This window comes from Paenirhizobium cremeum, from assembly GCF_047553425.1.
Classification (GTDB): Bacteria; Pseudomonadota; Alphaproteobacteria; order Rhizobiales; family Rhizobiaceae; genus Allorhizobium; species Allorhizobium cremeum.
The window spans coordinates 1,094,193-1,114,589 of record NZ_CP180217.1 but is presented as its reverse complement, the minus strand read 5'-3'; the positions used below and the strand labels follow the sequence as shown (position 1 = coordinate 1,114,589).

The window sequence follows — 20,397 nt, the reverse complement described above, 5'->3', positions numbered from 1 at the left end:
CGCCTGCACAAAAAGAATTTCCTCGCCCCTGTTCAACGTGGCGGCAAACGACATATATGCGCAACAGCCGCTCAGGCAGTCGGGTTGGAACACAATGAAAGCAAGCATACTCAAGACCGCTCTGGTAACCGGTTCCGCAAAGAGACTTGGCGCAGCCATCGCGGAGGACCTCGCGCGCCATGGTTTTGCCATCGCAATCCATGGCAACGGATCGATTGAGGAGGCGCAGGCTCTTGCCGCACGGCTGCGCGCCGAAGGGCACGAGGCCGTCGCGCTGAAAGCCGATTTGCGCGATGTGAAAGAAACCACCGAACTGATGCGGATGGCGTCGGCGGAACTCGGGCCGATCGGCCTCCTCGTCAACAATGCCTCCGTCTTTCTCGAAGACAGCGCCGACCGGTTCGAGGCGGAGCATTTCGCGGCGCATTTCGACCTGCATGTGCGTGCGCCGGCCATTCTTTCCGCCGGGCTTGTCCAGCAATTGCCGGCGGACGCCCAAGGCCTGATCGTCAACATCATCGACCAGCGGGTTCTGGCGCTGACGCCAAGATTTTTTTCCTATACACTATCGAAATCGGCGCTGATGACGGCGACTCACACCATGGCGCAGGCCTTTGCTCCAAAGGTGCGCGTCAACGCCATCGGTCCCGGTCCGACCCTCAAGAGCGTGCGCCAGACCGAAGCCGATTTCCAGGCGCAGATCGATGCCCTGCCGCTTGAACAGGGTCCTCGGCTGGAGGAATTCGGGCGGACGATCCGCTTTCTTTTTGACACGCCGTCGATCACCGGCCAAATGATTGCGCTGGATGGCGGACAACATCTCGCCTGGCGCTTGCCGGGCGCCACGGAGATCAATGAATGACCGGAGGAAAGCTGCCGGATGGCGGCATTCTCTATGACGAAACGGAAGAAGACGACGAAGACGCCATCGTCGAGCCCGAGGCTCCGCAGGCCACAGCCGTCATCGACTGGAACGAGGGCGCAGTCAGCCATGAGGGGCTGACAGGTGCCGCACTGATCGGCGAATTCGTCAAGCAGTTGCCGAACGGCCCTGGCGTCTATCGCATGCTGAATTCCGATGGCGACGTTCTTTATGTCGGCAAGGCGCGCAGCCTGAAGAAGCGCGTGAGCAACTATGCGCAGGGACGACTTCATTCCAACCGGCTGACGCGCATGGTGCGTGAGACCACCCATATGGAATTCGTCACGACTCGGACCGAGGTCGAGGCGCTGCTGCTGGAAGCGAATCTCATCAAGCGCTTGCGGCCGCGCTTTAACGTGCTGCTTCGCGACGACAAGAGCTTTCCCTATATCCTGATTACCGGCGACAGCCGTGCTCCCGCGATCTACAAGCATCGCGGCGCAAGGGCGCGCAAGGGCGACTATTTCGGCCCCTTCGCTTCCGCGAGCGCGGTCGGCCGCACGATCAATTCGCTGCAGCGGGCGTTTCTCTTGCGCACCTGCACCGACAGCGTGTTCGAGACGCGCACGCGGCCGTGCCTGCTCTATCAGATCAAGCGCTGTTCCGCCCCGTGCACCCACGAGATCACCGACGAGGGCTATGCCGGGCTGGTCAAGGAGGCCAAGGACTTTCTTTCCGGCAAGAGCCAGAACGTCAAGGAAGCCATGGCGCGGGCCATGAACGAAGCGGCGGAAGAACTGGACTTCGAGCGGGCCGCCGTGTTCCGCGACCGTCTTGCCGGCCTTTCGCATGTGCAGAGCCACCAGGGGATCAACCCAGCCGGCGTCGAGGAAGCGGATGTCTTCGCCATCCATCACGAAGGCGGACTTTCCTGCATTCAGGTCTTCTTCTTCCGCACCGGACAGAACTGGGGCAACCGCGCCTATTTCCCCAAGGCCGATCCACAGCTCACCGGCGCCGAGGTGCTCAACGCCTTTCTCGCGCAGTTCTACGACGACAAGCCCTGCCCCCGGCAGATCCTCCTCTCCGAAACCGTCGAGGAACAAGATCTTCTGGCAGCGGCGCTCACCGAGAAAGCGGGACACAAAGTCTCGATCCTCGTCCCTCAACGGGGTGAGAAGAAGGATCTGGTGGACCACGTCAACGCCAATGCGCGCGAGGCCCACGGCCGCAAGCTGGCGGAGACAGCCTCGCAATCGCGGCTGCTCGCTGGCTTCGCCGAGACCTTCGGTCTTTCCTATGTGCCGCGCCGGATCGAGATCTACGACAACTCCCACATCATGGGCACCAATGCCGTCGGCGGCATGGTGGTGGCGGGGCCGGAGGGCTTCGTCAAGGGTCAGTATCGCAAGTTCAACATCCGCTCGACCGACATCACGCCCGGCGACGACTTCGGCATGATGCGCGAAGTGATGACACGGCGCTTCTCGCGCCTCCTCAAGGAAGAAGGCAAACCGGACCGCTCGACTCCTCCCGAGGATTCGGCGGACGCCCCCTTCCCGGCATGGCCCGACGTGATCCTGATCGACGGCGGTCAGGGGCAGATGACGGCGGTGCGCGCGATACTCGACGAGCTCGGCATCCGCGACTGCGTGACGGCCATCGGCGTCGCCAAGGGCGTCGATCGCGACGCGGGCCGGGAACGCTTCTTCACGGAAGGCAAGCCCGACTTCACGCTGCCGCCGCGCGATCCGGTCCTCTATTTCATCCAGCGCCTGCGCGATGAGGCACACCGTTTCGCCATCGGTTCCCACAGGGCGCGCCGCAAGAAGGAAATGGTCAAGAATCCACTCGACGAAATCTCGGGGATCGGACCCACACGCAAAAGGGCCCTGCTCCAGCATTTCGGCACAGCCAAGGCCGTTTCGCGCGCCGCGATGTCCGACCTTCTGGCAGTCGACGGCATCTCGGAGGCCGTGGCGCGGCTGGTCTACAATCACTTTCATGAAAACGCCGCAGACTGACGTCACGAAGCATATTGCAGGCGTCGATTTCCTATAGACAATTCAAAAAAGTTGGGTTGACGCTTCCGGTTTAAAGCCGTCATCTACAACCGAAATTTTCCGGCAGCAGGACATCATGGCATCGCGCGCATACAATCTTCCGAATATCCTGACCTACGGGCGCATTGTGGCCGTGCCGATCATCGTTCTGTGCTTCTTCATCGAAGGCAAGCTGCAGAGCTCCGACTTCGCCAGATGGACGGCGCTGTGGCTGTTCATCATCGCTTCGATCACCGACTTCTTCGACGGCTATCTCGCCCGCATCTGGAACCAGACGTCCAATATCGGCCGTATGCTTGACCCGATCGCCGACAAGCTGCTGGTCGCCTCCGTCCTGCTGCTGATGGCGGCCGACGGCACCATCGCCGGCTGGTCGCTCTGGGCGGCGATCACGATTCTCTGCCGCGAAATCCTGGTTTCCGGCCTGCGGGAATATCTGGCGGCGCTGAAAGTCAGCGTTCCCGTCACCCGTATCGCCAAGTGGAAGACGACGCTGCAGATGGTCGCCATCGCTTTCCTGCTGGCAGGTCCGGCCGGGGACAAGGTTCTCCCCTACACGACGGAAATCGGTATTACGCTGCTGTGGATCGCCGCACTCCTGACCATCTACACCGGCTACGACTACTTCCGGGCCGGCGTGAAGCACATCGTGGACGAATGACCATGGTGAAGCTCGTTTATTTCGCCTGGGTGCGGGAACGGATCGGAAGGGGCGAAGAAGAGGTGGAGCTTCCCGCCAGCGTGAAGACCGCCGGCGACCTGATTTCCCATCTTGCGACCCTCGGCGAGGAATACGAGGCAGCCCTGCAGTTTCCCAAGGCTATCCGCGTGGCGCTCGACCAGGAGCATGTGGAACACGACGAACCCATCGGCGGAGCGCGCGAGATCGGGCTTTTCCCGCCGATGACGGGCGGATAACTACGCCACGCCGGACGCACGGGATATTCGGCGCGCTTCGCCGAACAGGAAATGGGGGACGAGACGATGACCGTCATTCCGATCATCCGCGTACAAGCCGAGGACTTCGACGGCGCGGCCGAAACGCGCGCCATCACCGGGGGACGCCGGGATATCGGCGCCCTGGTCTCCTTCATCGGACTTTGCCGCGACGAAGGCGGTTCGCTCTCGGCCCTGGAACTGGAGCATTATCCCGGCATGGCGGAAGCGGAAATGCGCCGCATCGCACTGGAGGCCATCGAGCGCTTCCATCTTCAGGCGCTCACCGCCATTCACCGTTTCGGACGGATCGAGGCCGGAGCACAGATCGTCCTGGTCATCGCGGCGGCACCGCACCGGCAGGCTGCCTTCGACGGCGCCAGTTTCATGATGGATTATCTGAAGACCTCGGCTCCGTTCTGGAAGAAGGAGCACATGCTGGACGGGGTGAGCGGACAGTGGGTGGCAGCCAGGGACGCCGACGACCGCGCCCGCGACAAGTGGCGATAATCAAGGAAGGGGCCGCTCCCGACGGCTTGCGACCAGAAGCAGGACCAGCGCCGAGATGATCGCGGCATCCCGCCACAGAAGCGGCGCATAGCCGCCCCAGAGGGTTTCAGCGAGACCGACCAAAGCGGCCCCCAGCGCCGATTTCAAAGGCACGGAATATCCACCGACGGCGGCGATCAACACGATCTTCAGGCCGAACAGCAGGCCGGAGGCAAAATCCATCGAGCCATAATAGGATGTCGCGAGAATGCCGCAGATCGCGGCAATCGACGCTGCCGACACATAGGACAGAACAAAGACACCATCGGCATCGACACCGCAAAGGCGCGCGGCACGGGGATCGTCCGCCACCGCCCGCCAGGCCCTGCCTAGACGGCTGCGGGTCAAGACGGCATGGCCGACGGCAACCAGTCCGGCCATGAACGCCGCGCTGCCAAGCTGGATGACCGTCAGGCCGACCTCGAAGCCGTCCTGCCGCCAGAAGACGATGCGCCCGTTCAAAAATGGCGAAAGCCAGAGTTCGCGGCTGTTCATCGACAGACGCATGAATTCCGAGAGCAGGAGGACCAGCGCCAGCGATGCGACGATCACCGCATTGGTCGAGGCGTTGTGCAGCGGCCTCAGAACATGCCGGGCAATGCCTGAGCCGACAGTCGCCGTGTAGACCAGCGAAGCGGCTGACGCGAGCGCCAGCGTCGCCGGCAGCACGAGAAAGAGTCGATTCCAGCCGATATGGGCAAACAACAAGAAGACCTGCCCGGCAAAGGCAAAAAGCGCGCCGTAGGTGATATCCGGACGCCGGGTCATGCCGAAGGCAAGCGCATAGCCGAACGCGAGCGCAGCATAGAGCGCGGCAATCGGTACGGCATTGACCAATTGTTGCAGCAGGTAGGACATTGTCGCCTCCTCGCGCATTTATAACTAGTAAACATATTTTTACCAGTTATAATTCCGCCATGAGCTTCACTTGGACTCCTCACCGTTTTGCCGGCGGCGCGCTGGCGCTAGACGTGGCGAACAGCGTCATCCTGCGCTTCGATGCGCAGCGAACCGTCGATCGCTTCGCCGACGATCGCCAGTTGGACAACTTTGCCGCCGCCGCCTCCACCTTTTCCGCCGAGAGGGCTCTGTTCGGCGACCTTGCGGCCGTTTCCAGGCAAAACCGGGAGCGGCTGATCGCACTGCGCGAGGCGATCGACCGTTATTTTCGCGGCCGCACTCTCGGACGGGAGAGCCGCACGGCACTCGCCGAGTTACTGGATGCCGCCGCCGCCGCCTTGAGAGGCGCGGAAAGCGAGCAGTCGCTGGAAGCGGCGACGGCTCGTTCGGCGCTCGCATTAATCAGCGTGCCGGAGCCTGAACGAATGAAGATCTGCGGCAATTGCGGCTGGTTGTTTCTCGACAGAAGCAAGAACCGGAGCCGGGCGTGGTGCGACATGGCGGTCTGCGGCAACCGGGTGAAGGCGAACCGCCATTATCGCAGGAAGAAGGAAGGACAGTCATGACGGCCCGGATCACCGCAACCGTCCTGTTCATGCTCGGCGTCGCGGCCCTTGCAGGATGCCAACGCGAAGAGGAAGGACCGCTTACGATTTCCGGCAAGCTTTTCGTCTTCAACTACCGGGTCGCCAAAGCCACCTACCTGCTCACCCTGGCGCGCAACGGCCCCCTGCCCGAGGAAAGCTATGCGGAAGCCGCATTCGAGAATCCGGCCGGCGGTGAACCGATCAGGACACGCGAGAAGATCTTTCCCTTCTGGGAAAGGATCACGCTCGAAAGCCCGCCCATCCATTGTGTGCGCAAGGAACGCCCCTATGCGGTTGCAATCCGCATCGTCGACGGCCGCGGCGAACTGCTGCAATCCATCGACACGACGGTCACTTCCGATGTGGATCAGAGCATCCTGCCCGCGAAACCTCTCGTCGTCGGTCCGGTCTACACGGAAAATCCCGAGGTTTTCAAACCGGACGGATCGGCGGATTTCTCACCCGAGAAGGGATGCGATTACGGCGAAGGGAAAAGCTGACGCGGATGCCCGCACAGCGGATCAGACCCGAGCCGTGGTCTCCCGCTCGACGAGATGAAAACCCAGATCGATCTGGGTTTCCGGCTGAACGCCGTCGCCGGAGGCGCGAACGATCATGTCGACCGCCCTGTAGCCGATCTCATAACGCGGCACGCGGACCGTCGTCATGCTTGGCATCGACGCACCGGCATATTCGAGGTCGTTGAAACCGCAAATACCGAAATCCTCCGGCATCCGTATGCCGCGCCGCTGGCATTCGAACAATGCGCCGAGAGCGATATCGTCATTGTGGCAGAAGGCTGCGTCGGCGTCCGGCACCTTGCGAAGCAGACGGTCGAGCAGATGCCCTCCCAATCCGACACTCGTGTGGACATCGAGCGAGAATACGAGGTCTGGATCGTAGAGACCTGCCTTCTCCATCACTGCGCGATAGCCGTCGAGACGGCGCCGGCTGCGGATATCCCAGCGACCGCCCATCAGAGCTATCCGCCGAAAGCCTCGCTGGAGCAGGTGGCTTGTGGCCGCCTCGGCAGCAAGGCGGTGGCTTATGCCGATCGCCATGTCGGTCGGTTCACTGGTTATGTCCATGATCTGCACGACCGGACAGGGAGCCTTTTTCAGCAGGTCCAGAACGTCAGGATGTTCCTCGACACCGGCGATGATGATACCGGCGGGGTTCTGGGCAAAGAACAGGCGCAATTGCTTGATCTCATCTGCGGGTTCGTAATGCGTATTGGCATATTGTATTCGCAGGTCGGTCGAGCGGACCCGATCTTCTATGCCGCGCATGACCCCGAAGAAGGCGTAGTTGGTCAGGGCCGGAGAAAGCACTCCGATGATGCCGCTGTTCTGGCTGGCCAGCGCCCGAGCGGCGAAATCCGGCACGTAGCCCATGTCCTCGACGATCTTCAGTATCGCTTCGCGAAGAATCGGAGAGACTTTCTCCGGATTCCGCAGCGCTCTCGAAACCGTGATGGAACTTACTCCCGCAGCAGCCGCCACATCGAGAAGCGTTACTCTTTCCTGACGCTGACGTCGCCGCCTCGTTCCCAAATGCCCCACCCGCCGCCTGTCGGCTGCCTGACGTCGAACGACCAAACGTCGACGTCTCCCCATTCGGCAACCTTTAATTGTGAAGAATATCGAATTTTAGTTTCACTCGCAATCGATGCACTGTGGAAAACCGGGCAAATACACTCCCCAGGAGTTGGGGGAGGATCAAGAAATGCCGACATGAACCAAAAAAGGTCAGTTTTTTCAGCGCAAGGATTTCGAGGTTTCCAATCCTTCAGTCACGTTCAGGCAAGATGCCGCGCGAGAAAGGCACTCGCCCTGTTAATGCCTTCGGCTGAGATCGAATGACCCAGGCTCTGCACGATCAGCGTTTCGACCGGAACGCCCAGGGCCTTCAACCGCCTTTCCGCCTCCAGCGTTTCCCCGACGGGAATGACGCCGTCCATGGCGCCGTGCTGCAGCAGCACGGGCGTGGGCGGGATATTGTCCGCCATATCGTCGGTCGAGAGCCGTCCCGAAAGGCCAACGACGGCGCCCACCGGCCAGCGCCCCGAGACCAGCGCATCGAGCGCCATGATCGTACCCTGCGAAAAACCGAGAAAAGCCACACGGTCCAGCCGGCCGTAGAACCCGTTCCTTTTTATGGATTCGCTTACGACGGCATCGAATGCGCCGCGCGCGGCGCGGATCCTTTCGGCCCGATTTTCGGCCGTTACGCCGACAACGCTGAACCATTGGTGGCCGGAGTTGAAATCGCAGGGATGCGGCGCATTCGGCGCATCGAAAACGATGCCCGGCAGCGCCGGTGCCATGACGGGAACCAGTGCGGCGAGGTCGGCACCGCTGGAGCCGACGCCGTGCAGGAGGATTACAAGAGCTTTTGCCTCGGTATTCGTCATTGTCTTTCCCGGAAGAGTCAGGCGGAGGGGTAAACTGCGCTCAGACCGACCGGTGCGAGACCTGGGAGATCCGGCCCGACCGGTACGATGCCGTTCGGATTGAGCGCCTTGATGGAGTAATAGCCCTGCTTGATATGGTCGATGCTGACGGTCTCGGCGACGCCCGGAATCGCCAGAACCCGATAAAGATAGGCGTTCAGCGCCGGATAGTCGGCGATGCGCCTCAGGTTGCACTTGAAGAGCCCGAAATAGGCGGCATCGAAGCGTACCAGCGTCACGAAAAGACGAATATCGGCTTCGGTCAGATTGGCCCCGAAGAGATAAGGTTCTCCGCCGGCGAGCCGCTCCTCCAGTTCGTCGAGCATGGAGAAGACCTCCGCGAACGCCTCTTCATAAGCAATCTGCGTCGTTGCGAAGCCGGCGCGATAGACGCCGTTATTGAGACGCGGATAAATGCGGTCGTTGAGCGCATCGATCTCGTCACGAAGCGGCTCCGGATAAAAATCGAACGTGTCATCCGCCAGTTCGCCGAAGCCCGAATTCAGCATGCGCAGGATATCGGCCGACTCATTGTTCACGATAGTCTTGCGCTGCTTGTCCCACAGAACCGGCACCGTGGCGCGCCCGGTGTAATGCGGATCCGCGCTTGTATAGATCTGGTGCATGTAGGTGGCGCCGTTCAGTGTATCGAGGTTCGATCCGGGATAGGTTCCGAACCGCCATCCCTCGGCGGAAAGGGCCGGCTCCACGACGGAAACGGAAATGGCGCGGTCGAGCTTTTTCAGCTTGCGGCCGATCAGTGTGCGCGACGCCCAGGGGCAGATCAGAGCGACATAAAGATGATAGCGCCCGGCCTCCGCCTTGAAGCCGCCCTCACCCGTCGGGCCGGCGCTGCCATCCGGCGTGACCCAGTTGCGAAAACCCGAGACCTGCCGCACGAAACCACCCTTCGCATCGGTCGCCTGGACCGGATGCCACTCGGCCGTCCATTTGCCATCGACAAGCATGATTGTTTCTCCTCAGTTCGCGGCCGTATCGCGGGTCTCGAAGGCGATCTTCGTGCCCCAGGGATCGGCTATGGTGAAGGCCGTGGCTGCCGCAGACGTATCGAGGCGATGCCGGACCGGATCGACGAAACGCGACCCGGCAATGAACTCGACGCTTTCCAGGCCCGTGCTCGGATAGTTGCGCGGGCCGGCTCCCCGGCTGTTCCAGATATTGGTCGCCAGATGGTGGTGATAGCCGTTGACGGCGTAGAAGGTGCCGCCCGGATAGCGGCTGGTGATGTCGAGACCGAGAACCCCATGATAGAAGGCCTCGGCGGCATCTATCGCGCCGACCTGCAGGTGAACATGGCCAATGCACGAGCCTTCGGGAAATCCCTTCCAGCGATCGTCACCGGCAGTCGCGAGAATGCTGTCGATGTCGAGCCGGTCGGACGGCATGTAGACCTGACCGTCGCGCCAACGCCATTCGAGGATCGGGCGATCGGCATAGATCTCGATGCCGTTTCCTTCCGGGTCGGAGAGATAAAGCGCCTCGCTGACGGCATGGTCGGAGGCGCCGGCGACCCTCGCCCGGCTCTCCATCGCATGGCGTATCCAGCGCCCGAGATCGGCGCGCGACGGCAACAGGAAAGCGGTGTGAAAGAGGCCGGCCTCGCGCGGAGAACGACGGCGGGCAGATATATCGCGGCGCAGTTCGAGCAGGGTTTTGCCGCCAGCGCCGAGTTCGACGGATGCGGCATCGCCTCTCAGCAGATGAAGGCCGACCACCTGCCGATAGAAACTGCTGACGGCATCGAGGTCGTTTACGGTCAGCACAACGCGACCGATCGCGAAGCTGTTGTCCGCGACGGTTTTAACGGTATCAGCCTTGTGCCGCCGAACGGAGGAAATGACGGAGCCATCGACCATGAGCAATCTCCCAGACGATACGAACAGAGGTTCGTCCGGTTCGATATGCATCATTTCCATTCGAAGTATTATCCCATTAATCGGACGAAAATTACGTCCAAAATGGAATTAATCATCTCGCCAACCAACATCCCATGGGGGCTCGCCGCGGAAACGCTCCGCCAGGAAATCGACGAGCACACGCACTTTCGCGGCAAGGTAGCGGCCAGGCGGATAGAGCGCGTAGAGGCCACGAGGTTCATCTTCCAGCCCCTGGAAGAGCTGGCGAACGTCGCCGGCGGCGAGAGCGGCACCGGCAACGAAACTCGGCACCCGAGCGATCCCGAGGCCGGCCACAGCCGCCGACAGGCAGGCCTCGGCGTTGGAAAAACGCATCCGCCCGTGAACGGAGACGGCGATGACCGCTTCCCCGCCGGGCCGAAAACGCCACTGCAGGGGATCACGGAAATTGGTATCGACGATGCAGGCATGGCCCGCGAGTTCCTCGGGCGCCATCGGCGTGCCGTGGACGGCGAGATAGGCGGGCGAGGCGATGACGACGATACGGATGGCGCAGAGCCGCCTCGCGATCAGCGTGCTGTCGGCCGGGTGACCGATCCGCACGGCAACATCGAATCCCTCCTCCACCAGATTGACAGGCCGGTCCGAGAAACTGACGTCGATCTGGATGTCCGGATATTGCTCGGCGAAAGCGTTCAGCAAAGGTGCGAGCTGGCGGGTGCCGAACGTGATCGGCGCGGCAATCCGCAAAAGGCCGGAGGGTGCGGCGGAGACATTGCGGACGGAGGCGTCGAGCTGGTCGAATTCCTCGAGCAGCGCCCTTGCCCTTTCGCAATAGGAGGTGCCGGCCTCGGTCGGCGAAAGCACCCTGGTCGTGCGTTTGATGAGTTGCACGCCGAGTTCGGCTTCAAGGCGCGAGACCAACTTTGACGCCTGGCTGCTGCTGATGCCGAGCCGGGCTGCAGCGGCGGCAAAGCTGCCCGTATCCATCACGGCGACAAACATCCGGATGCAATCCAGTCGATCCATGCTCTGCGGTTCTCCGGCCCTGCCACGCGATATCGGACAAGCCCTACACGGCGCCGGCGGAAATGTCAGTTCCCGTGCGTGGGATCGTCTTGTTATCCGCCGTTCACGAGAGCGAGAATGAGCTGGTGGACATTGCCGCCATCGCTCATTTCGACGCGGTCGAAATCACGGCTTCGCTGGCGTTCGGCGCGGGAAAGCTCACCCAGCCGGCTGGTCAGCTCGGTCCTGATCTTCTTGCAACCCGGATCGTCAGCGACGGTCAGGCCGACCGATACCGCCTCGATCTGCCGAACGAGTTCCTTGATGAAATCGCCATGCACACGTTCATGCGCCTGGATGCCGGCATAGAAGCGGTCCCACTTCTGCCGGACGGCCGGAGGTAAGGGATTGGCCGGCTTCGGCAACGTATAGGTGATGATGAGCTTCGGAACCGCGCTCGCCAGAACGCAGGCAGTGCCGCGGGGCTGGTAATCCCGCCGCCAGGTCAGCTTGAAACCGGTATGGGCGATGGCGCGCACGTCACCGCCGATCACCGGGCCACGTTCGCCGATGGAGGCGTAAAGTTCGGGGCCGGTCTGTCCGCGGATCGAATAAGTCTCGATCTTCTCGATGGCCTGCCAGGCGCTCTGCGCGGCAGCGGGCGATGCAGCAAACACGGCGATAGCTACCGACCAGCCGATAAGAAATGTGCTCTTCACAAAAAATCCCTGAACAGAAAGATCCTGCCGCGACGAACAACCGCCGGCCTGGCCTCGATATATCGGGGCAAACGGACGGAAAATCCAGCGTATTGCTTTCGCCCTTCCCGCTCTCGGCATACCCGGTCCCCGCCAGACAGCACAAGACCAGAAAACCGGGCTGCTTCGCCTCATTTCGGCACAAGGCGGACATATGCGTTCACCCAGGTTTAGGGACCATATCAAGTGCCTGTGAAAGCAACACAATTCGATGCTGCGCTCGCGAAATGACCTGCTATCAGAGAGCCAGCCACCATGATGGTGGTCAGGGACCCGCAGTCCCCCTACCCCTTAAACTTGCGGGTCCCGCCCTGGTCGGAGCTTTTCGATCGTCTCGATAAGCAACGCCTCCGGCGATTCGTTTAAGCGGAAATTCACCGCGCAAAAAATGAGACAAATCTCCCCCTCGACGGGACGAGGCGGCGGCCCACAGCCCGCCTCCGTCGGAGGCTCGATCCCGAAATTCAAAGCCCGAATATTCCGCCGCCCGGCGCTTGCGGGCGGCCCTTTCCGCGTATGAAGGGAATGCAATTCCGACCTATCGCAGGCGAAAGCGTATGCTGTATCTACCGGGATATTTTCGGGAAAACCTGTTCGGGATCAGGCGGTTAACTGGTCGGAGTGGAGTGATTCGAACACTCGACCCCCACGTCCCGAACGTGGTGCGCTACCAGACTGCGCTACACTCCGTGACCAGTGGCGCCTCTATAGTCCAGCCTTTTTTGTTGCACAAGCGGGTTGGCGGAAAAATTCCGATAAAAGATGAAATTTTCACGACAGAGAGCCGGCGCCCGGATTTTGCAGCTAAGACAAACGTGGCCTCCCCGCATCATCAAGAAAAATTGCACGTTCTTGTCGCAGTTATGATTTTCACCGCTGTCATTTGGGGATAAAGCCGGTGATGCGGGACGCTGGCGGGCCAGGGGAATTGGGCTCGAAGACAGGCCGGCTCGCAGACAAGAGCTCAAGGGACAGAGACATGAATTTCCGCGTGATCACCATGGCAGGCGTCTTGCTGGCGCTTGCCGGCTGCACAACAACGGGCGTTGCCAGGAACGGCATCGAAACGCGCTGGAACGGCCAGCCGGCCGGCGCGTTCTTTGCCAAGTTCGGCCCGCCAACGAGCGATTCCGAAAGCGGCGGAACCACGCTCTACACCTGGCGCGGCGGCTACAAGACCCGTATGGTTCCCGCAGTCTACGAGGATCTCGGCGACGGCAAGAAGGGCAAGCTGCTGAAGCCGGCCCGTTCGGAATATCTGCGCTGCGAGGTCCAGCTTACGGTTTCCTCCGACTACGTCATCCGCGGCGTTCGCACGGTGATCGACAAGCCCGGCGTCGACGGCGGCAAGAGCTACTGCGAAGAGTTCCTGACGGCCGAGTGAGCCGTCCCATCATCGAAGCTCCCGATCTGGCGGTTCGGGGGCTTTTTTTGACAGTATCCGTCAGGAACAGCGTCTTGCAAGCGGATGCCGGATAGGTTGGACAGGAGGTGTCCGGGGCAAGGCTGCGATATCGCGCGCAAGGTCAGTTTCCAGGCCGCTGGAGTCTTGCGGAGGACGCCGTGGATGACGTCCTCCCAAGGGAACTCGAAACCAACGCTCTTCTCTACGCATTACCTTGTGGAAGCCCGGCCTTTATATAAGTGTCATAGTTAACGCTTGCCTACCGCAGCCAGGCTCAACTTCTGGGTCCAGCAACCTGCGACAAGGCCGTCCAGGCGTTTCTGCCTCGCTGACGACCGGGCTGTTTGCCTGCCGTTCCTGCGCTTGACCAGGCTTCTGACCCGAACGGCAAAATTACGCCCGGTAAATGCAGAAATGAGGGAAAAGGTGGCTGGGGCGCCTGGATTCGAACCAGGGGATGGCGGTACCAAAAACCGCTGCCTTACCGCTTGGCTACGCCCCACCGGGACGGATCGGTGCTTGGCCTAAGGCCGCGATCCGCAAGTGGCCGCCTGATTAGCAAAGCCTCCGGCCGGCGGCAATGACCTTCCGGCGTTTTTTTGAGGCTTCCTCCTTCTTTCCCTTAAGGGATCGGCTCCCCGACAGAGGCGATGCCGGGGAACGATCCCGGTCGCCATTGGTTTCCCTTATCTCACCCGAAGTGAAGATCGAGACGAGAAAGGATATCTTCCCATGCCCTCCATCAAATCCGCCCGCATTCTCATCCTCGCCACCCACGGCTACGAACGTTCGGAACTGCGCGTGCCGCTCGACGAACTCAGGGCGCGCGGCGCAACAGTCTCCATTGCCTCGCTGACCCCCGAGCCGATAAAGAGCTGGGCCGAAAAGAACTGGGGCGACACCGTAGACGTCGACACGACCGTCGGCGAGGTCTCGGTCGACGATTACGACGCCCTGGTCATTCCCGGCGGCCAGATCAATCCGGACCTCCTGCGCAAGGAAGAAGCCGTCGTCGAACTGGTCCGCGCCTTCGTGAAATCCGGAAAACCGATCGCCGCAATCTGCCACGGTCCCTGGCTTCTGGTCGAGGCCGATGCCCTGCGGGGACGCCAGCCTACATCCTACGCTTCGATCAAGACGGATCTGCGCAATGCGGGCGCCATCTGGAAGGACGAGGCCGTGGTCACCGACCATGGCATCATCACCTCGCGCTCGCCGGCGGATCTCGGCGCGTTCGTCGCCAAGATCGTCGAAGAGGTGGAAGAAGGTCGGCACGCACGACACGCCGCCTGATCCTCCCTTCTTCGGGCGGAAACCTGAAAACTGCCTGCCGCTTCTGTCGAAACCCCTTTACGGCGGCAACGCTTCGGCCGATATCTGGGCCCAAGCCATGCGACAGGAGAGCAAATGCCTGGATATTCCGCCCGACCGCCCGCCATTTCGACTGTTATCATTGATGATGCTGTGGTCCGCGTGACGCGCTGGGATTTCGAGCCCGGCGCGGCCACCGGTCATCATGTCCACGGCCTCGGCTATGTGGTGGTGCCGATGACCGACTGCCACTTTCTCATCGAGGATGCCGGAGGCGAACGCCGGATAACGAGCAAGGCAGGCGAAGTCTATCGCCGGGAAGCCGGTGTCGAGCACAATGTCGTCAACGGCGGCGAGGCCCCCATGTCCTTCATCGAGATAGAATACAAATGAGCGGCTCAGACGCCCCGAAGCCTCCCGAATTCGACCTGAGCTTCCAGCCTTCCTACGGCGAGGCAGTGCCGGTAGCCGACAAGGTGCAGAGGATCACGGTCAACAATCCGGGTCCTTTCACCTTTCACGGCACCAATACCTATATCGTCGGCCACCGCTCGGTCTGCGTGATCGATCCCGGCCCCGAAGACGAAGCCCATTTCCGCGCGTTGATGACCGCGCTTGCCGGGCGCGAAGTGACCCATATCGCCGTCAGCCATACGCACAAGGACCATTCGCCGCTTTCGCGCCGGCTGAAAGCAGAGACCGGGGCGACGATCGTTGCGGAAGGCCCCCACCGGCCATCGCGCCCCTTGCATGAAGGCGAGACCAATCCCTTTGCCGAAAGCTCGGACACCGAATTCGCGCCCGACATTTCGCTTGGCGAGGGCGACAAGGTGGAAGGCGACGGATGGCAGCTTACAGCGATCCTCACGCCCGGACACACCGCCAATCATGCCGCCTTCGCGCTCGACGATGCGGGTATTGTCTTTTCCGCCGATCACGTGATGGCCTGGGCGACGTCGATCGTGGCGCCGCCCGATGGCGCCATGGGCGATTACATGGCATCGCTGGAGAGGCTGCTTGCCCGCGATGACCGGATCTATTTTCCCGGTCATGGCGGACCGGTGAAGGATCCGACCGCTTTCCTGCGCGGATTGCGCACCCACCGCCGGATGCGCGAACGCGCCATACTGGAACGCATCAAGGGCGGGGACCGGCTGATCGCCGACATGGTGAAAGCGATCTATCGCGATACGGATCCGAAGCTTCACGGGGCCGCAGCACTTTCCGTGCTCGCCCATATCGAGGACCTCGTTGAAAAGGGCGAGGTGCTGACGGACGGCCCTCCGCGGCTTGGCGGCATCTACCGGAAGAGCTGAACAGCCCCTTCCCGATCCGAAATCCGTCAGTCACCGGCGATGCCGAGCAACTCCGCATCCAGCATATGCAGGAAATGTTCGGCGATTTCGGTACCGATGCCGAGATCGTGGGGACCGTAGCGGCTTTCGACCCGGACATCGACGAGGGTCATCTCGGCTTCCTCGCGCAGACGGATCAGCACGTCGAACGGCAGGCCGAGCAGGAGGGTTCGGGTTTTCGCCTGAATGCGCACGGTTCCCTCGGGCTCAGCCTCGGCATAGACAGGCGCGGTCTTGGGCTCCGGACGCGGACGCGGCACGGGAACGCTGCGCGGCAAAGCATCGGCGTTCTCCTCGTCCGCCGCCGCCGCGGCACGCGGCTGGAATTCCGGCATCGCATATTCCTGGCCCCGGCTTGCGACGATCTCAAGCCGGCTCTGGTCGGCAACTTTCCGGACCGCTTCGTACACGCGGTCCAGCGCACCGTCGTAACGCCGCCCGGTCAGACCGGGATAGGCAAGATATTGCAGTTCGCGGCTTTCCGGCGTGATCGGCGGTCGCTGCAGCCAGCGCTGGTCGGCGTCGGGGGGCATCAGCCAGCCGGGCGGATCGACAAGGTCTGTCGAAACGTCATAGATCGGCGGGCGCTCGAAGTAACGAAAGGCCGCGAAGCCGATCAGGGCCAGCGGGATTGCGGCATAGACAAGCGCCTTCAACGCGGCGATGCCGCCGAGCGCGCCCACATACCAGAGCCGCGCAAGACCGATCAGCGCCAGCGGAACCGCCAGCGCCGCCGGTATGCCCGACAAAAGAACGAGGGCTACGAAGTCCGGCGCTTTCAAGGGACCGAAACGATGGGCAAGGATGACCAGCACCAGCATACCGGCCGAAAAGAAGCCGAGCCGCATCGCCAGAAAGGCCGATCGGGAGACGGGACGGTCGTAGCGGATGGTCATCTGCAGGCACCGGTGATGGCGGGGAGAAAGCGAAGCACGTCAACACCTTGTTTAGCCGCTGCCCGCGAGACCGACAAGCGGCCCGGATCACTGCGATGACGGATCGGGAGCCTCCAGCCCGTCACCCGGCTCCAACAGATCGAGCGGCAGTTCCTCCCCGTTCAGCGTCGGGGCAGAGCCGTCGTCGGGAATCTGCAGTTCCATGGTCGCCCCGCCGTCCGGCATGGAGGGATCCGGTAGCGACGGCGCCTTGACCGGCAACGGCACGTAGAGCGAAGCAAGGACGATGATGCCGATGACCACCAGCCAGCTTCCGATGATGCGGGAGGGAATGGTGAGCCACGGCCCGCGGAACTGGCGAAGCGGGAGGGCCGGAGCCACGACCAGCCACAGCGCGCAAAGCACACTGCCGGCGGTGAAATCGAAAATGCCGATGCCCAGATCGTCAAGCCCGATGAAGAGAGACAGCGAGAAGGCCACGACAGCCGCGGCGAGCAGAACGACACGCTGGCGCCATACGCCGGCAACCCACAGGGACGCCCCCGTCAGCATGACCGCGGCCGGCGCGATCAGGAACAGGTATTCACCGAGCGGGCTTGCGAAGATCGCCCGGAAGATCGGATCGAAAAACATGAGCATGCCGGCCAATACGGCGAAGAAGACCAGCACGATCGTCCGCATGTCGGCGGCGCGCGGCGCCATCGCGCAGGCAACGGCGAGGCCAAGCATGGCCAGAACGATATCGTAGATCGACAGCGTGAAGAGAAAACCGAGTTCCAGGAAACCGTAGTCGTGGGGGATCGTCTGCGACAGAAGCAGCAAGAAGAAGCCGAACAACAGCAGCGAAAGCGACCAGCGGAAGGAGGAGGTCCGGAGGATACGGAGAAAATCCGGCCGCGTTCCGGCGGGAACGGGCGATTGCGCCTGCCCGGCGGCAGGAATTGCCGCTGCCGGCGGAGAGGCGGTCCCCGCCTGCCCCTGCCGTCTTTTCTTCGCGCGTTGCTGCTGGCGCCGTTTGGTCATTCGGGCCGCTTCCCTGCTGATGCGGTTTGCTGTTCGCAACCGGCTATTCCACAAACCGCTTGATTTGTCATCCGCTCCCCGCGCAATGTCGAAAAACAGGTCTTCACCCGGAAATCGACCATGAACCGGCTGCTTATGCTCAGCGCCATCACGCGGCGGGAGAGAAAGGACGCGACCAGCTTGGTCTTCGACACCGTCATTGCGCTTGGCGGATGGATCGATGACGTGCAGATGTATTCAAACATCATGAACACCATCCGCATGACCCTGCCCGCAGGCGCCTATCCCAGATTCCATGCCTTGCTGAACGAAGGGGGCATTCACATCGACCAGCCTGCCGAGACGGCGGGCACGTCCGATCCGGCATCCGAACGGATGGCAACGCTGCAGATCACTTTCATTCACGACGAGCCGGATCTTCGGCGAGAGGTGCCAGCCGTTCCCGGCTACTGATCCACTTTCGCGGCTTTGCCGATGGCCGCCTGTGCGTCGGAGAGCCGGGCAATCGGCACGCGGAAGGGCGAACAGGAGACGTAATCGAGCCCGGCGCTCTCGCAGAAATAGATGGAGGCCGAACCGCCGCCATGTTCGCCGCAAATGCCGAGCGTCATGTAGGGCCGGGTCTGGCGGTCGCGATCGGCGGCGATGCGGATCAATTCGCCGAGGCCGTCGAAATCGAGCTCGAAGAGCGGCCGACCAGTGACGCCGTGATTTCCGGATCGCCGGGCAGCGGCGGCGTCCGGCCGCCAAATCACAACGCGCGCTCTGAGATTGCACTTTTCTCGTGCGGCGAAACATGCACAATCCGGGCTCGGGATCACCGGACGGGGCGAATGGGACGGCGCTCTCCCGGATCTTAGAGATGCGCCATGCAGAGAATGAGACAATCCACCTCGCTTCGCCGCCCGGCCTTTCCGGGATGTCAGCCGGCGCTGATGGCACCCGCCGGAGAGTCGGCGATCAGCGTCACCCGGTTCCGGCCACAGATTGTTGCCGGGCGGGAGCATGTGGCGAAAATGACCGGCGAAGAGGCCTTTGTCGTGCTCTACCAGCTGCGCGACCATCCGGCGCACGAGTTCAAGCTCGACGGGCGGTTGGAGCTTCCGGATGCCGCGCGGCGCGGGACGCTCAACATCGTCGACTTGCGTTTGGGTGATGCCTGCGGGCGTTTGCTGCATCCGGTCGACACGCTGATGTTCCATGTGCCCGTGCGCGCCATCGAGCATGTGGTGGACGGCGCCGATGCCGCAACGATCTCGGGATTGCGCGCCCCCGACCCCTGGCGCACGACCGACCCGCTGGTCGATCAGCTGGCGCCGGTCCTCGTCGAGGCGCTCGCGACGCCGGAGGCGGAGGTGAACGGCCTGCTCAACGAACATCTGCTGCTCGGCCTGGGCGCCCATTTCGTGCGGCGCTATGGCGGAGTGACCTCAGGTCATCGACCGGCACGCGGCGGGCTCGCGGCCTGGCAGGAGCGCCGGGCGCTGGAAATGCTGGACGATGCCTCCGGGCGACCGGCCTCTATCCGCGAAATCGCGCAGGCGCTCGGCCTTTCGCCGGACCATTTCACCCGTGCCTTCCGGGCTTCGACCGGGCAGACGCCGCATGGCTGGCTGCAGGCGCGGCGGATCGCGCGAGCCAAGGATCTGCTGTTGCGCTCGGAGCTGCCGATCTCGCAAATCGCCCAGGCCTGCGGCTTCGCCGACCAGAGCCATTTCTCTCGCACGTTCCTCCGGCAGACCGGAGAGAGCCCGTTTCGCTGGCGCCGTGGTCGCGCCTGATTTGCATCGGTTTGGTTCAAGTCGTACCGGATGCGTGCAAGAATGCCCGTCCCTCCCTGTCTAGGGTCTCGCCGCCGCCGGTCCTCGCCGGGTGGCTCGAACGTTCAGACAAGGAGTAACCGACATGACCGACAAAGGACTGAGCACCCATCTTTTCCGCTCCGGCGAGAGCCGCGACTGGTTCCAGCCGCTGCCTGGCGAACAGATTGCCATGCGCGTCGAAAGCCAGCACACCAACGGCGCCTTTTCGCTGACGGAGATCATCGTCGCACCGCAATCGGGACCGCCGCTGCATATCCATCACGATGCCGACGAAGTGCTCTACGTGCTTGAAGGCATCGGCGACTTCATCTGCGGCAGCGAACGCTTCCGCACCGGCCCGGGCGGCTTTGCCGCCATTCCGCGCGGCAAGCCGCATGCCTTCCGCAATTTCGAGACGACGCCGCTGCGCATGGTGGTGCTGCTCACCCCAGGCGGCTTCGAACAGTTCATGCCGGCGATGAAGGGCCGCCCGACCGCGGACATTCCGCAGCTTGCTTTGGAATTCGGCATGGAAATCGTCGGCCCGCCGATCGATGCACCGCTGGCGGATTGAACCGCAGCACGTTATGCGCCTTCAGGACCGGTTCGATGG

At 62.3% G+C, this 20,397-nt stretch carries 23 protein-coding genes, 2 tRNA genes and 1 pseudogene; 14 read left to right on the top strand and 12 right to left on the bottom strand.

Going from position 1 to position 20,397, the window contains the following annotated elements; all coding sequences use genetic code 11:
- Window positions 1-94: 94 nt before the first annotated feature.
- The 5 genes from ACLBKR_RS05515 to ACLBKR_RS05495 all read left to right on the top strand — a co-directional run bounded on the left by ACLBKR_RS05515 (window position 95) and on the right by ACLBKR_RS05495 (window position 4,371).
- Entirely contained in the window at window positions 95-862 is a 768-nt protein-coding gene (locus ACLBKR_RS05515) for an SDR family oxidoreductase (protein ID WP_414900932.1), read from the top strand.
- Window positions 859-2,886: an excinuclease ABC subunit UvrC gene (gene uvrC / locus ACLBKR_RS05510; protein ID WP_113338724.1), complete on the top strand. Its 2,028-nt coding sequence runs from the start codon at window positions 859-861 to the stop codon at window positions 2,884-2,886. Before ACLBKR_RS05515 ends, uvrC begins: the two co-directional genes overlap by 4 nt.
- A gap of 115 nt (window positions 2,887-3,001) precedes the next feature.
- Entirely contained in the window at window positions 3,002-3,586 is a 585-nt protein-coding gene (gene pgsA, locus ACLBKR_RS05505; RefSeq protein ID WP_113338723.1) for a CDP-diacylglycerol--glycerol-3-phosphate 3-phosphatidyltransferase, read from the top strand.
- Window positions 3,587-3,588: 2 nt separating this feature from the next.
- Window positions 3,589-3,843 (top strand): molybdopterin converting factor subunit 1, encoded by a 255-nt coding sequence (moaD, locus tag ACLBKR_RS05500; RefSeq protein ID WP_113338829.1) that lies wholly within the window; start codon window positions 3,589-3,591, stop codon window positions 3,841-3,843.
- 66 nt (window positions 3,844-3,909) lie between these two features.
- Window positions 3,910-4,371 carry a molybdopterin synthase catalytic subunit gene (locus ACLBKR_RS05495; protein WP_113338828.1) on the top strand — a complete coding sequence of 154 codons (462 nt, stop codon included), beginning with the start codon at window positions 3,910-3,912 and terminating at the stop codon, window positions 4,369-4,371.
- Here ACLBKR_RS05495 and ACLBKR_RS05490 read toward each other — a convergent pair whose 3' ends face one another.
- Window positions 4,372-5,268: a branched-chain amino acid ABC transporter permease gene (locus ACLBKR_RS05490; protein ID WP_414900929.1), complete on the bottom strand. Its 897-nt coding sequence runs from the start codon at window positions 5,266-5,268 to the stop codon at window positions 4,372-4,374. It lies immediately after the preceding gene.
- Window positions 5,269-5,327: 59 nt separating this feature from the next.
- On the opposite strand from ACLBKR_RS05490, the gene ACLBKR_RS05485 reads away from it, so the two are divergent.
- Entirely contained in the window at window positions 5,328-5,876 is a 549-nt protein-coding gene (locus tag ACLBKR_RS05485) for a CGNR zinc finger domain-containing protein (protein ID WP_113466695.1), read from the top strand.
- The gene (locus ACLBKR_RS05480) at window positions 5,873-6,397 is read left to right on the top strand and encodes a hypothetical protein (protein ID WP_414900926.1); all 525 of its coding nucleotides are present in this window, start codon (window positions 5,873-5,875) and stop codon (window positions 6,395-6,397) included. Before ACLBKR_RS05485 ends, ACLBKR_RS05480 begins: the two co-directional genes overlap by 4 nt.
- Before the next feature lie 21 nt (window positions 6,398-6,418).
- Here the strand turns inward: ACLBKR_RS05480 and ACLBKR_RS05475 are convergent, their stop codons facing one another.
- The 7 genes from ACLBKR_RS05475 to ACLBKR_RS05445 all read right to left on the bottom strand — a co-directional run bounded on the left by ACLBKR_RS05475 (window position 6,419) and on the right by ACLBKR_RS05445 (window position 12,682).
- Window positions 6,419-7,450, bottom strand: a complete 1,032-nt coding sequence (locus ACLBKR_RS05475; RefSeq protein ID WP_244710949.1) for a LacI family DNA-binding transcriptional regulator — start codon at window positions 7,448-7,450, stop codon at window positions 6,419-6,421.
- A 245-nt stretch (window positions 7,451-7,695) separates the two neighbouring features.
- The gene (locus ACLBKR_RS05470) at window positions 7,696-8,310 is read right to left on the bottom strand and encodes an alpha/beta hydrolase (RefSeq protein WP_113338718.1); all 615 of its coding nucleotides are present in this window, start codon (window positions 8,308-8,310) and stop codon (window positions 7,696-7,698) included.
- A gap of 17 nt (window positions 8,311-8,327) precedes the next feature.
- On the bottom strand, window positions 8,328-9,317 hold the full coding sequence (locus tag ACLBKR_RS05465) for a glutathione S-transferase family protein (protein WP_414900924.1): 990 nt from the start codon (window positions 9,315-9,317) through the stop codon (window positions 8,328-8,330).
- A gap of 12 nt (window positions 9,318-9,329) precedes the next feature.
- A complete protein-coding gene (locus ACLBKR_RS05460) occupies window positions 9,330-10,226 on the bottom strand; it encodes a VOC family protein (RefSeq protein WP_113338827.1) in 897 nt (298 codons plus the stop codon).
- A gap of 108 nt (window positions 10,227-10,334) precedes the next feature.
- Window positions 10,335-11,255, bottom strand: a complete 921-nt coding sequence (locus ACLBKR_RS05455; protein ID WP_113444089.1) for a LysR family transcriptional regulator — start codon at window positions 11,253-11,255, stop codon at window positions 10,335-10,337.
- A gap of 92 nt (window positions 11,256-11,347) precedes the next feature.
- On the bottom strand, window positions 11,348-11,953 hold the full coding sequence (locus ACLBKR_RS05450; protein WP_244710803.1) for a DUF922 domain-containing Zn-dependent protease: 606 nt from the start codon (window positions 11,951-11,953) through the stop codon (window positions 11,348-11,350).
- A gap of 652 nt (window positions 11,954-12,605) precedes the next feature.
- A tRNA-Pro gene (locus ACLBKR_RS05445) sits at window positions 12,606-12,682 on the bottom strand.
- A 289-nt stretch (window positions 12,683-12,971) separates the two neighbouring features.
- Here ACLBKR_RS05445 and ACLBKR_RS05440 point away from each other — a divergent pair.
- Window positions 12,972-13,376 carry a hypothetical protein gene (locus tag ACLBKR_RS05440; protein WP_414900921.1) on the top strand — a complete coding sequence of 135 codons (405 nt, stop codon included), beginning with the start codon at window positions 12,972-12,974 and terminating at the stop codon, window positions 13,374-13,376.
- A 448-nt stretch (window positions 13,377-13,824) separates the two neighbouring features.
- On the opposite strand, the gene ACLBKR_RS05435 is transcribed toward ACLBKR_RS05440, so the two are convergent.
- Window positions 13,825-13,899 (bottom strand) — tRNA-Gln (locus ACLBKR_RS05435).
- Window positions 13,900-14,129: 230 nt separating this feature from the next.
- On the opposite strand from ACLBKR_RS05435, the gene ACLBKR_RS05430 reads away from it, so the two are divergent.
- The 3 genes from ACLBKR_RS05430 (at window position 14,130) to ACLBKR_RS05420 (ending at window position 16,024) form a co-directional block, all read left to right on the top strand.
- The gene (locus ACLBKR_RS05430) at window positions 14,130-14,690 is read left to right on the top strand and encodes a type 1 glutamine amidotransferase domain-containing protein (RefSeq protein ID WP_414900919.1); all 561 of its coding nucleotides are present in this window, start codon (window positions 14,130-14,132) and stop codon (window positions 14,688-14,690) included.
- Between the two features lie 114 nt (window positions 14,691-14,804).
- On the top strand, window positions 14,805-15,101 hold the full coding sequence (locus ACLBKR_RS05425) for a cupin domain-containing protein (RefSeq protein ID WP_414900917.1): 297 nt from the start codon (window positions 14,805-14,807) through the stop codon (window positions 15,099-15,101).
- Window positions 15,098-16,024: an MBL fold metallo-hydrolase gene (locus ACLBKR_RS05420; protein ID WP_113338691.1), complete on the top strand. Its 927-nt coding sequence runs from the start codon at window positions 15,098-15,100 to the stop codon at window positions 16,022-16,024. Before ACLBKR_RS05425 ends, ACLBKR_RS05420 begins: the two co-directional genes overlap by 4 nt.
- A gap of 26 nt (window positions 16,025-16,050) precedes the next feature.
- Here ACLBKR_RS05420 and ACLBKR_RS05415 read toward each other — a convergent pair whose 3' ends face one another.
- Window positions 16,051-16,959: a DUF1499 domain-containing protein gene (locus tag ACLBKR_RS05415; RefSeq protein WP_112827272.1), complete on the bottom strand. Its 909-nt coding sequence runs from the start codon at window positions 16,957-16,959 to the stop codon at window positions 16,051-16,053.
- An 87-nt stretch (window positions 16,960-17,046) separates the two neighbouring features.
- On the bottom strand, window positions 17,047-17,982 hold the full coding sequence (locus ACLBKR_RS05410) for a hypothetical protein (protein WP_113448771.1): 936 nt from the start codon (window positions 17,980-17,982) through the stop codon (window positions 17,047-17,049).
- Window positions 17,983-18,102: 120 nt separating this feature from the next.
- Between ACLBKR_RS05410 and ACLBKR_RS05405 the strand changes: the two genes are divergently transcribed.
- Window positions 18,103-18,435: a hypothetical protein gene (locus ACLBKR_RS05405; RefSeq protein ID WP_113486684.1), complete on the top strand. Its 333-nt coding sequence runs from the start codon at window positions 18,103-18,105 to the stop codon at window positions 18,433-18,435.
- Here ACLBKR_RS05405 and ACLBKR_RS05400 read toward each other — a convergent pair.
- A pseudogene (locus tag ACLBKR_RS05400) lies at window positions 18,429-18,734 on the bottom strand (putative PEP-binding protein); the annotation flags it as partial. The gene ACLBKR_RS05405 and the pseudogene ACLBKR_RS05400 sit on opposite strands and share 7 nt — an antisense overlap.
- A gap of 117 nt (window positions 18,735-18,851) precedes the next feature.
- Between ACLBKR_RS05400 and ACLBKR_RS05395 the strand changes: the two are divergent.
- Together ACLBKR_RS05395 and ACLBKR_RS05390 are read left to right on the top strand one after the other, a co-directional pair.
- Complete coding sequence (locus ACLBKR_RS05395; protein ID WP_113486682.1) at window positions 18,852-19,763, top strand: helix-turn-helix transcriptional regulator; 912 nt, start codon at window positions 18,852-18,854, stop codon at window positions 19,761-19,763.
- A 124-nt stretch (window positions 19,764-19,887) separates the two neighbouring features.
- Window positions 19,888-20,358 carry a cupin domain-containing protein gene (locus ACLBKR_RS05390; protein ID WP_112827276.1) on the top strand — a complete coding sequence of 157 codons (471 nt, stop codon included), beginning with the start codon at window positions 19,888-19,890 and terminating at the stop codon, window positions 20,356-20,358.
- Window positions 20,359-20,397: the final 39 nt, after the last annotated feature.

Bases quoted from the DNA above. Each gene is read 5' to 3' on its own strand.
- ACLBKR_RS05515 (WP_414900932.1), top strand. From the start codon at position 95: ATGAAAGCAAGCATACTCAAGACCGCTCTGGTAACCGGTTCCGCAAAG.
- uvrC (WP_113338724.1), top strand. From the start codon at position 859: ATGACCGGAGGAAAGCTGCCGGATGGCGGCATTCTCTATGACGAAACG.
- pgsA (WP_113338723.1), top strand. From the start codon at position 3,002: ATGGCATCGCGCGCATACAATCTTCCGAATATCCTGACCTACGGGCGC.
- moaD (WP_113338829.1), top strand. From the start codon at position 3,589: ATGGTGAAGCTCGTTTATTTCGCCTGGGTGCGGGAACGGATCGGAAGG.
- ACLBKR_RS05495 (WP_113338828.1), top strand. From the start codon at position 3,910: ATGACCGTCATTCCGATCATCCGCGTACAAGCCGAGGACTTCGACGGC.
- ACLBKR_RS05490 (WP_414900929.1), bottom strand. From the start codon at position 5,268: ATGTCCTACCTGCTGCAACAATTGGTCAATGCCGTACCGATTGCCGCG.
- ACLBKR_RS05485 (WP_113466695.1), top strand. From the start codon at position 5,328: ATGAGCTTCACTTGGACTCCTCACCGTTTTGCCGGCGGCGCGCTGGCG.
- ACLBKR_RS05480 (WP_414900926.1), top strand. From the start codon at position 5,873: ATGACGGCCCGGATCACCGCAACCGTCCTGTTCATGCTCGGCGTCGCG.
- ACLBKR_RS05470 (WP_113338718.1), bottom strand. From the start codon at position 8,310: ATGACGAATACCGAGGCAAAAGCTCTTGTAATCCTCCTGCACGGCGTC.
- ACLBKR_RS05465 (WP_414900924.1), bottom strand. From the start codon at position 9,317: ATGCTTGTCGATGGCAAATGGACGGCCGAGTGGCATCCGGTCCAGGCG.
- ACLBKR_RS05460 (WP_113338827.1), bottom strand. From the start codon at position 10,226: ATGGTCGATGGCTCCGTCATTTCCTCCGTTCGGCGGCACAAGGCTGAT.
- ACLBKR_RS05455 (WP_113444089.1), bottom strand. From the start codon at position 11,255: ATGGATCGACTGGATTGCATCCGGATGTTTGTCGCCGTGATGGATACG.
- ACLBKR_RS05440 (WP_414900921.1), top strand. From the start codon at position 12,972: ATGAATTTCCGCGTGATCACCATGGCAGGCGTCTTGCTGGCGCTTGCC.
- ACLBKR_RS05430 (WP_414900919.1), top strand. From the start codon at position 14,130: ATGCCCTCCATCAAATCCGCCCGCATTCTCATCCTCGCCACCCACGGC.
- ACLBKR_RS05425 (WP_414900917.1), top strand. From the start codon at position 14,805: ATGCCTGGATATTCCGCCCGACCGCCCGCCATTTCGACTGTTATCATT.
- ACLBKR_RS05420 (WP_113338691.1), top strand. From the start codon at position 15,098: ATGAGCGGCTCAGACGCCCCGAAGCCTCCCGAATTCGACCTGAGCTTC.
- ACLBKR_RS05415 (WP_112827272.1), bottom strand. From the start codon at position 16,959: ATGACCATCCGCTACGACCGTCCCGTCTCCCGATCGGCCTTTCTGGCG.
- ACLBKR_RS05410 (WP_113448771.1), bottom strand. From the start codon at position 17,982: ATGACCAAACGGCGCCAGCAGCAACGCGCGAAGAAAAGACGGCAGGGG.
- ACLBKR_RS05405 (WP_113486684.1), top strand. From the start codon at position 18,103: ATGAACCGGCTGCTTATGCTCAGCGCCATCACGCGGCGGGAGAGAAAG.
- ACLBKR_RS05395 (WP_113486682.1), top strand. From the start codon at position 18,852: ATGCAGAGAATGAGACAATCCACCTCGCTTCGCCGCCCGGCCTTTCCG.
- ACLBKR_RS05390 (WP_112827276.1), top strand. From the start codon at position 19,888: ATGACCGACAAAGGACTGAGCACCCATCTTTTCCGCTCCGGCGAGAGC.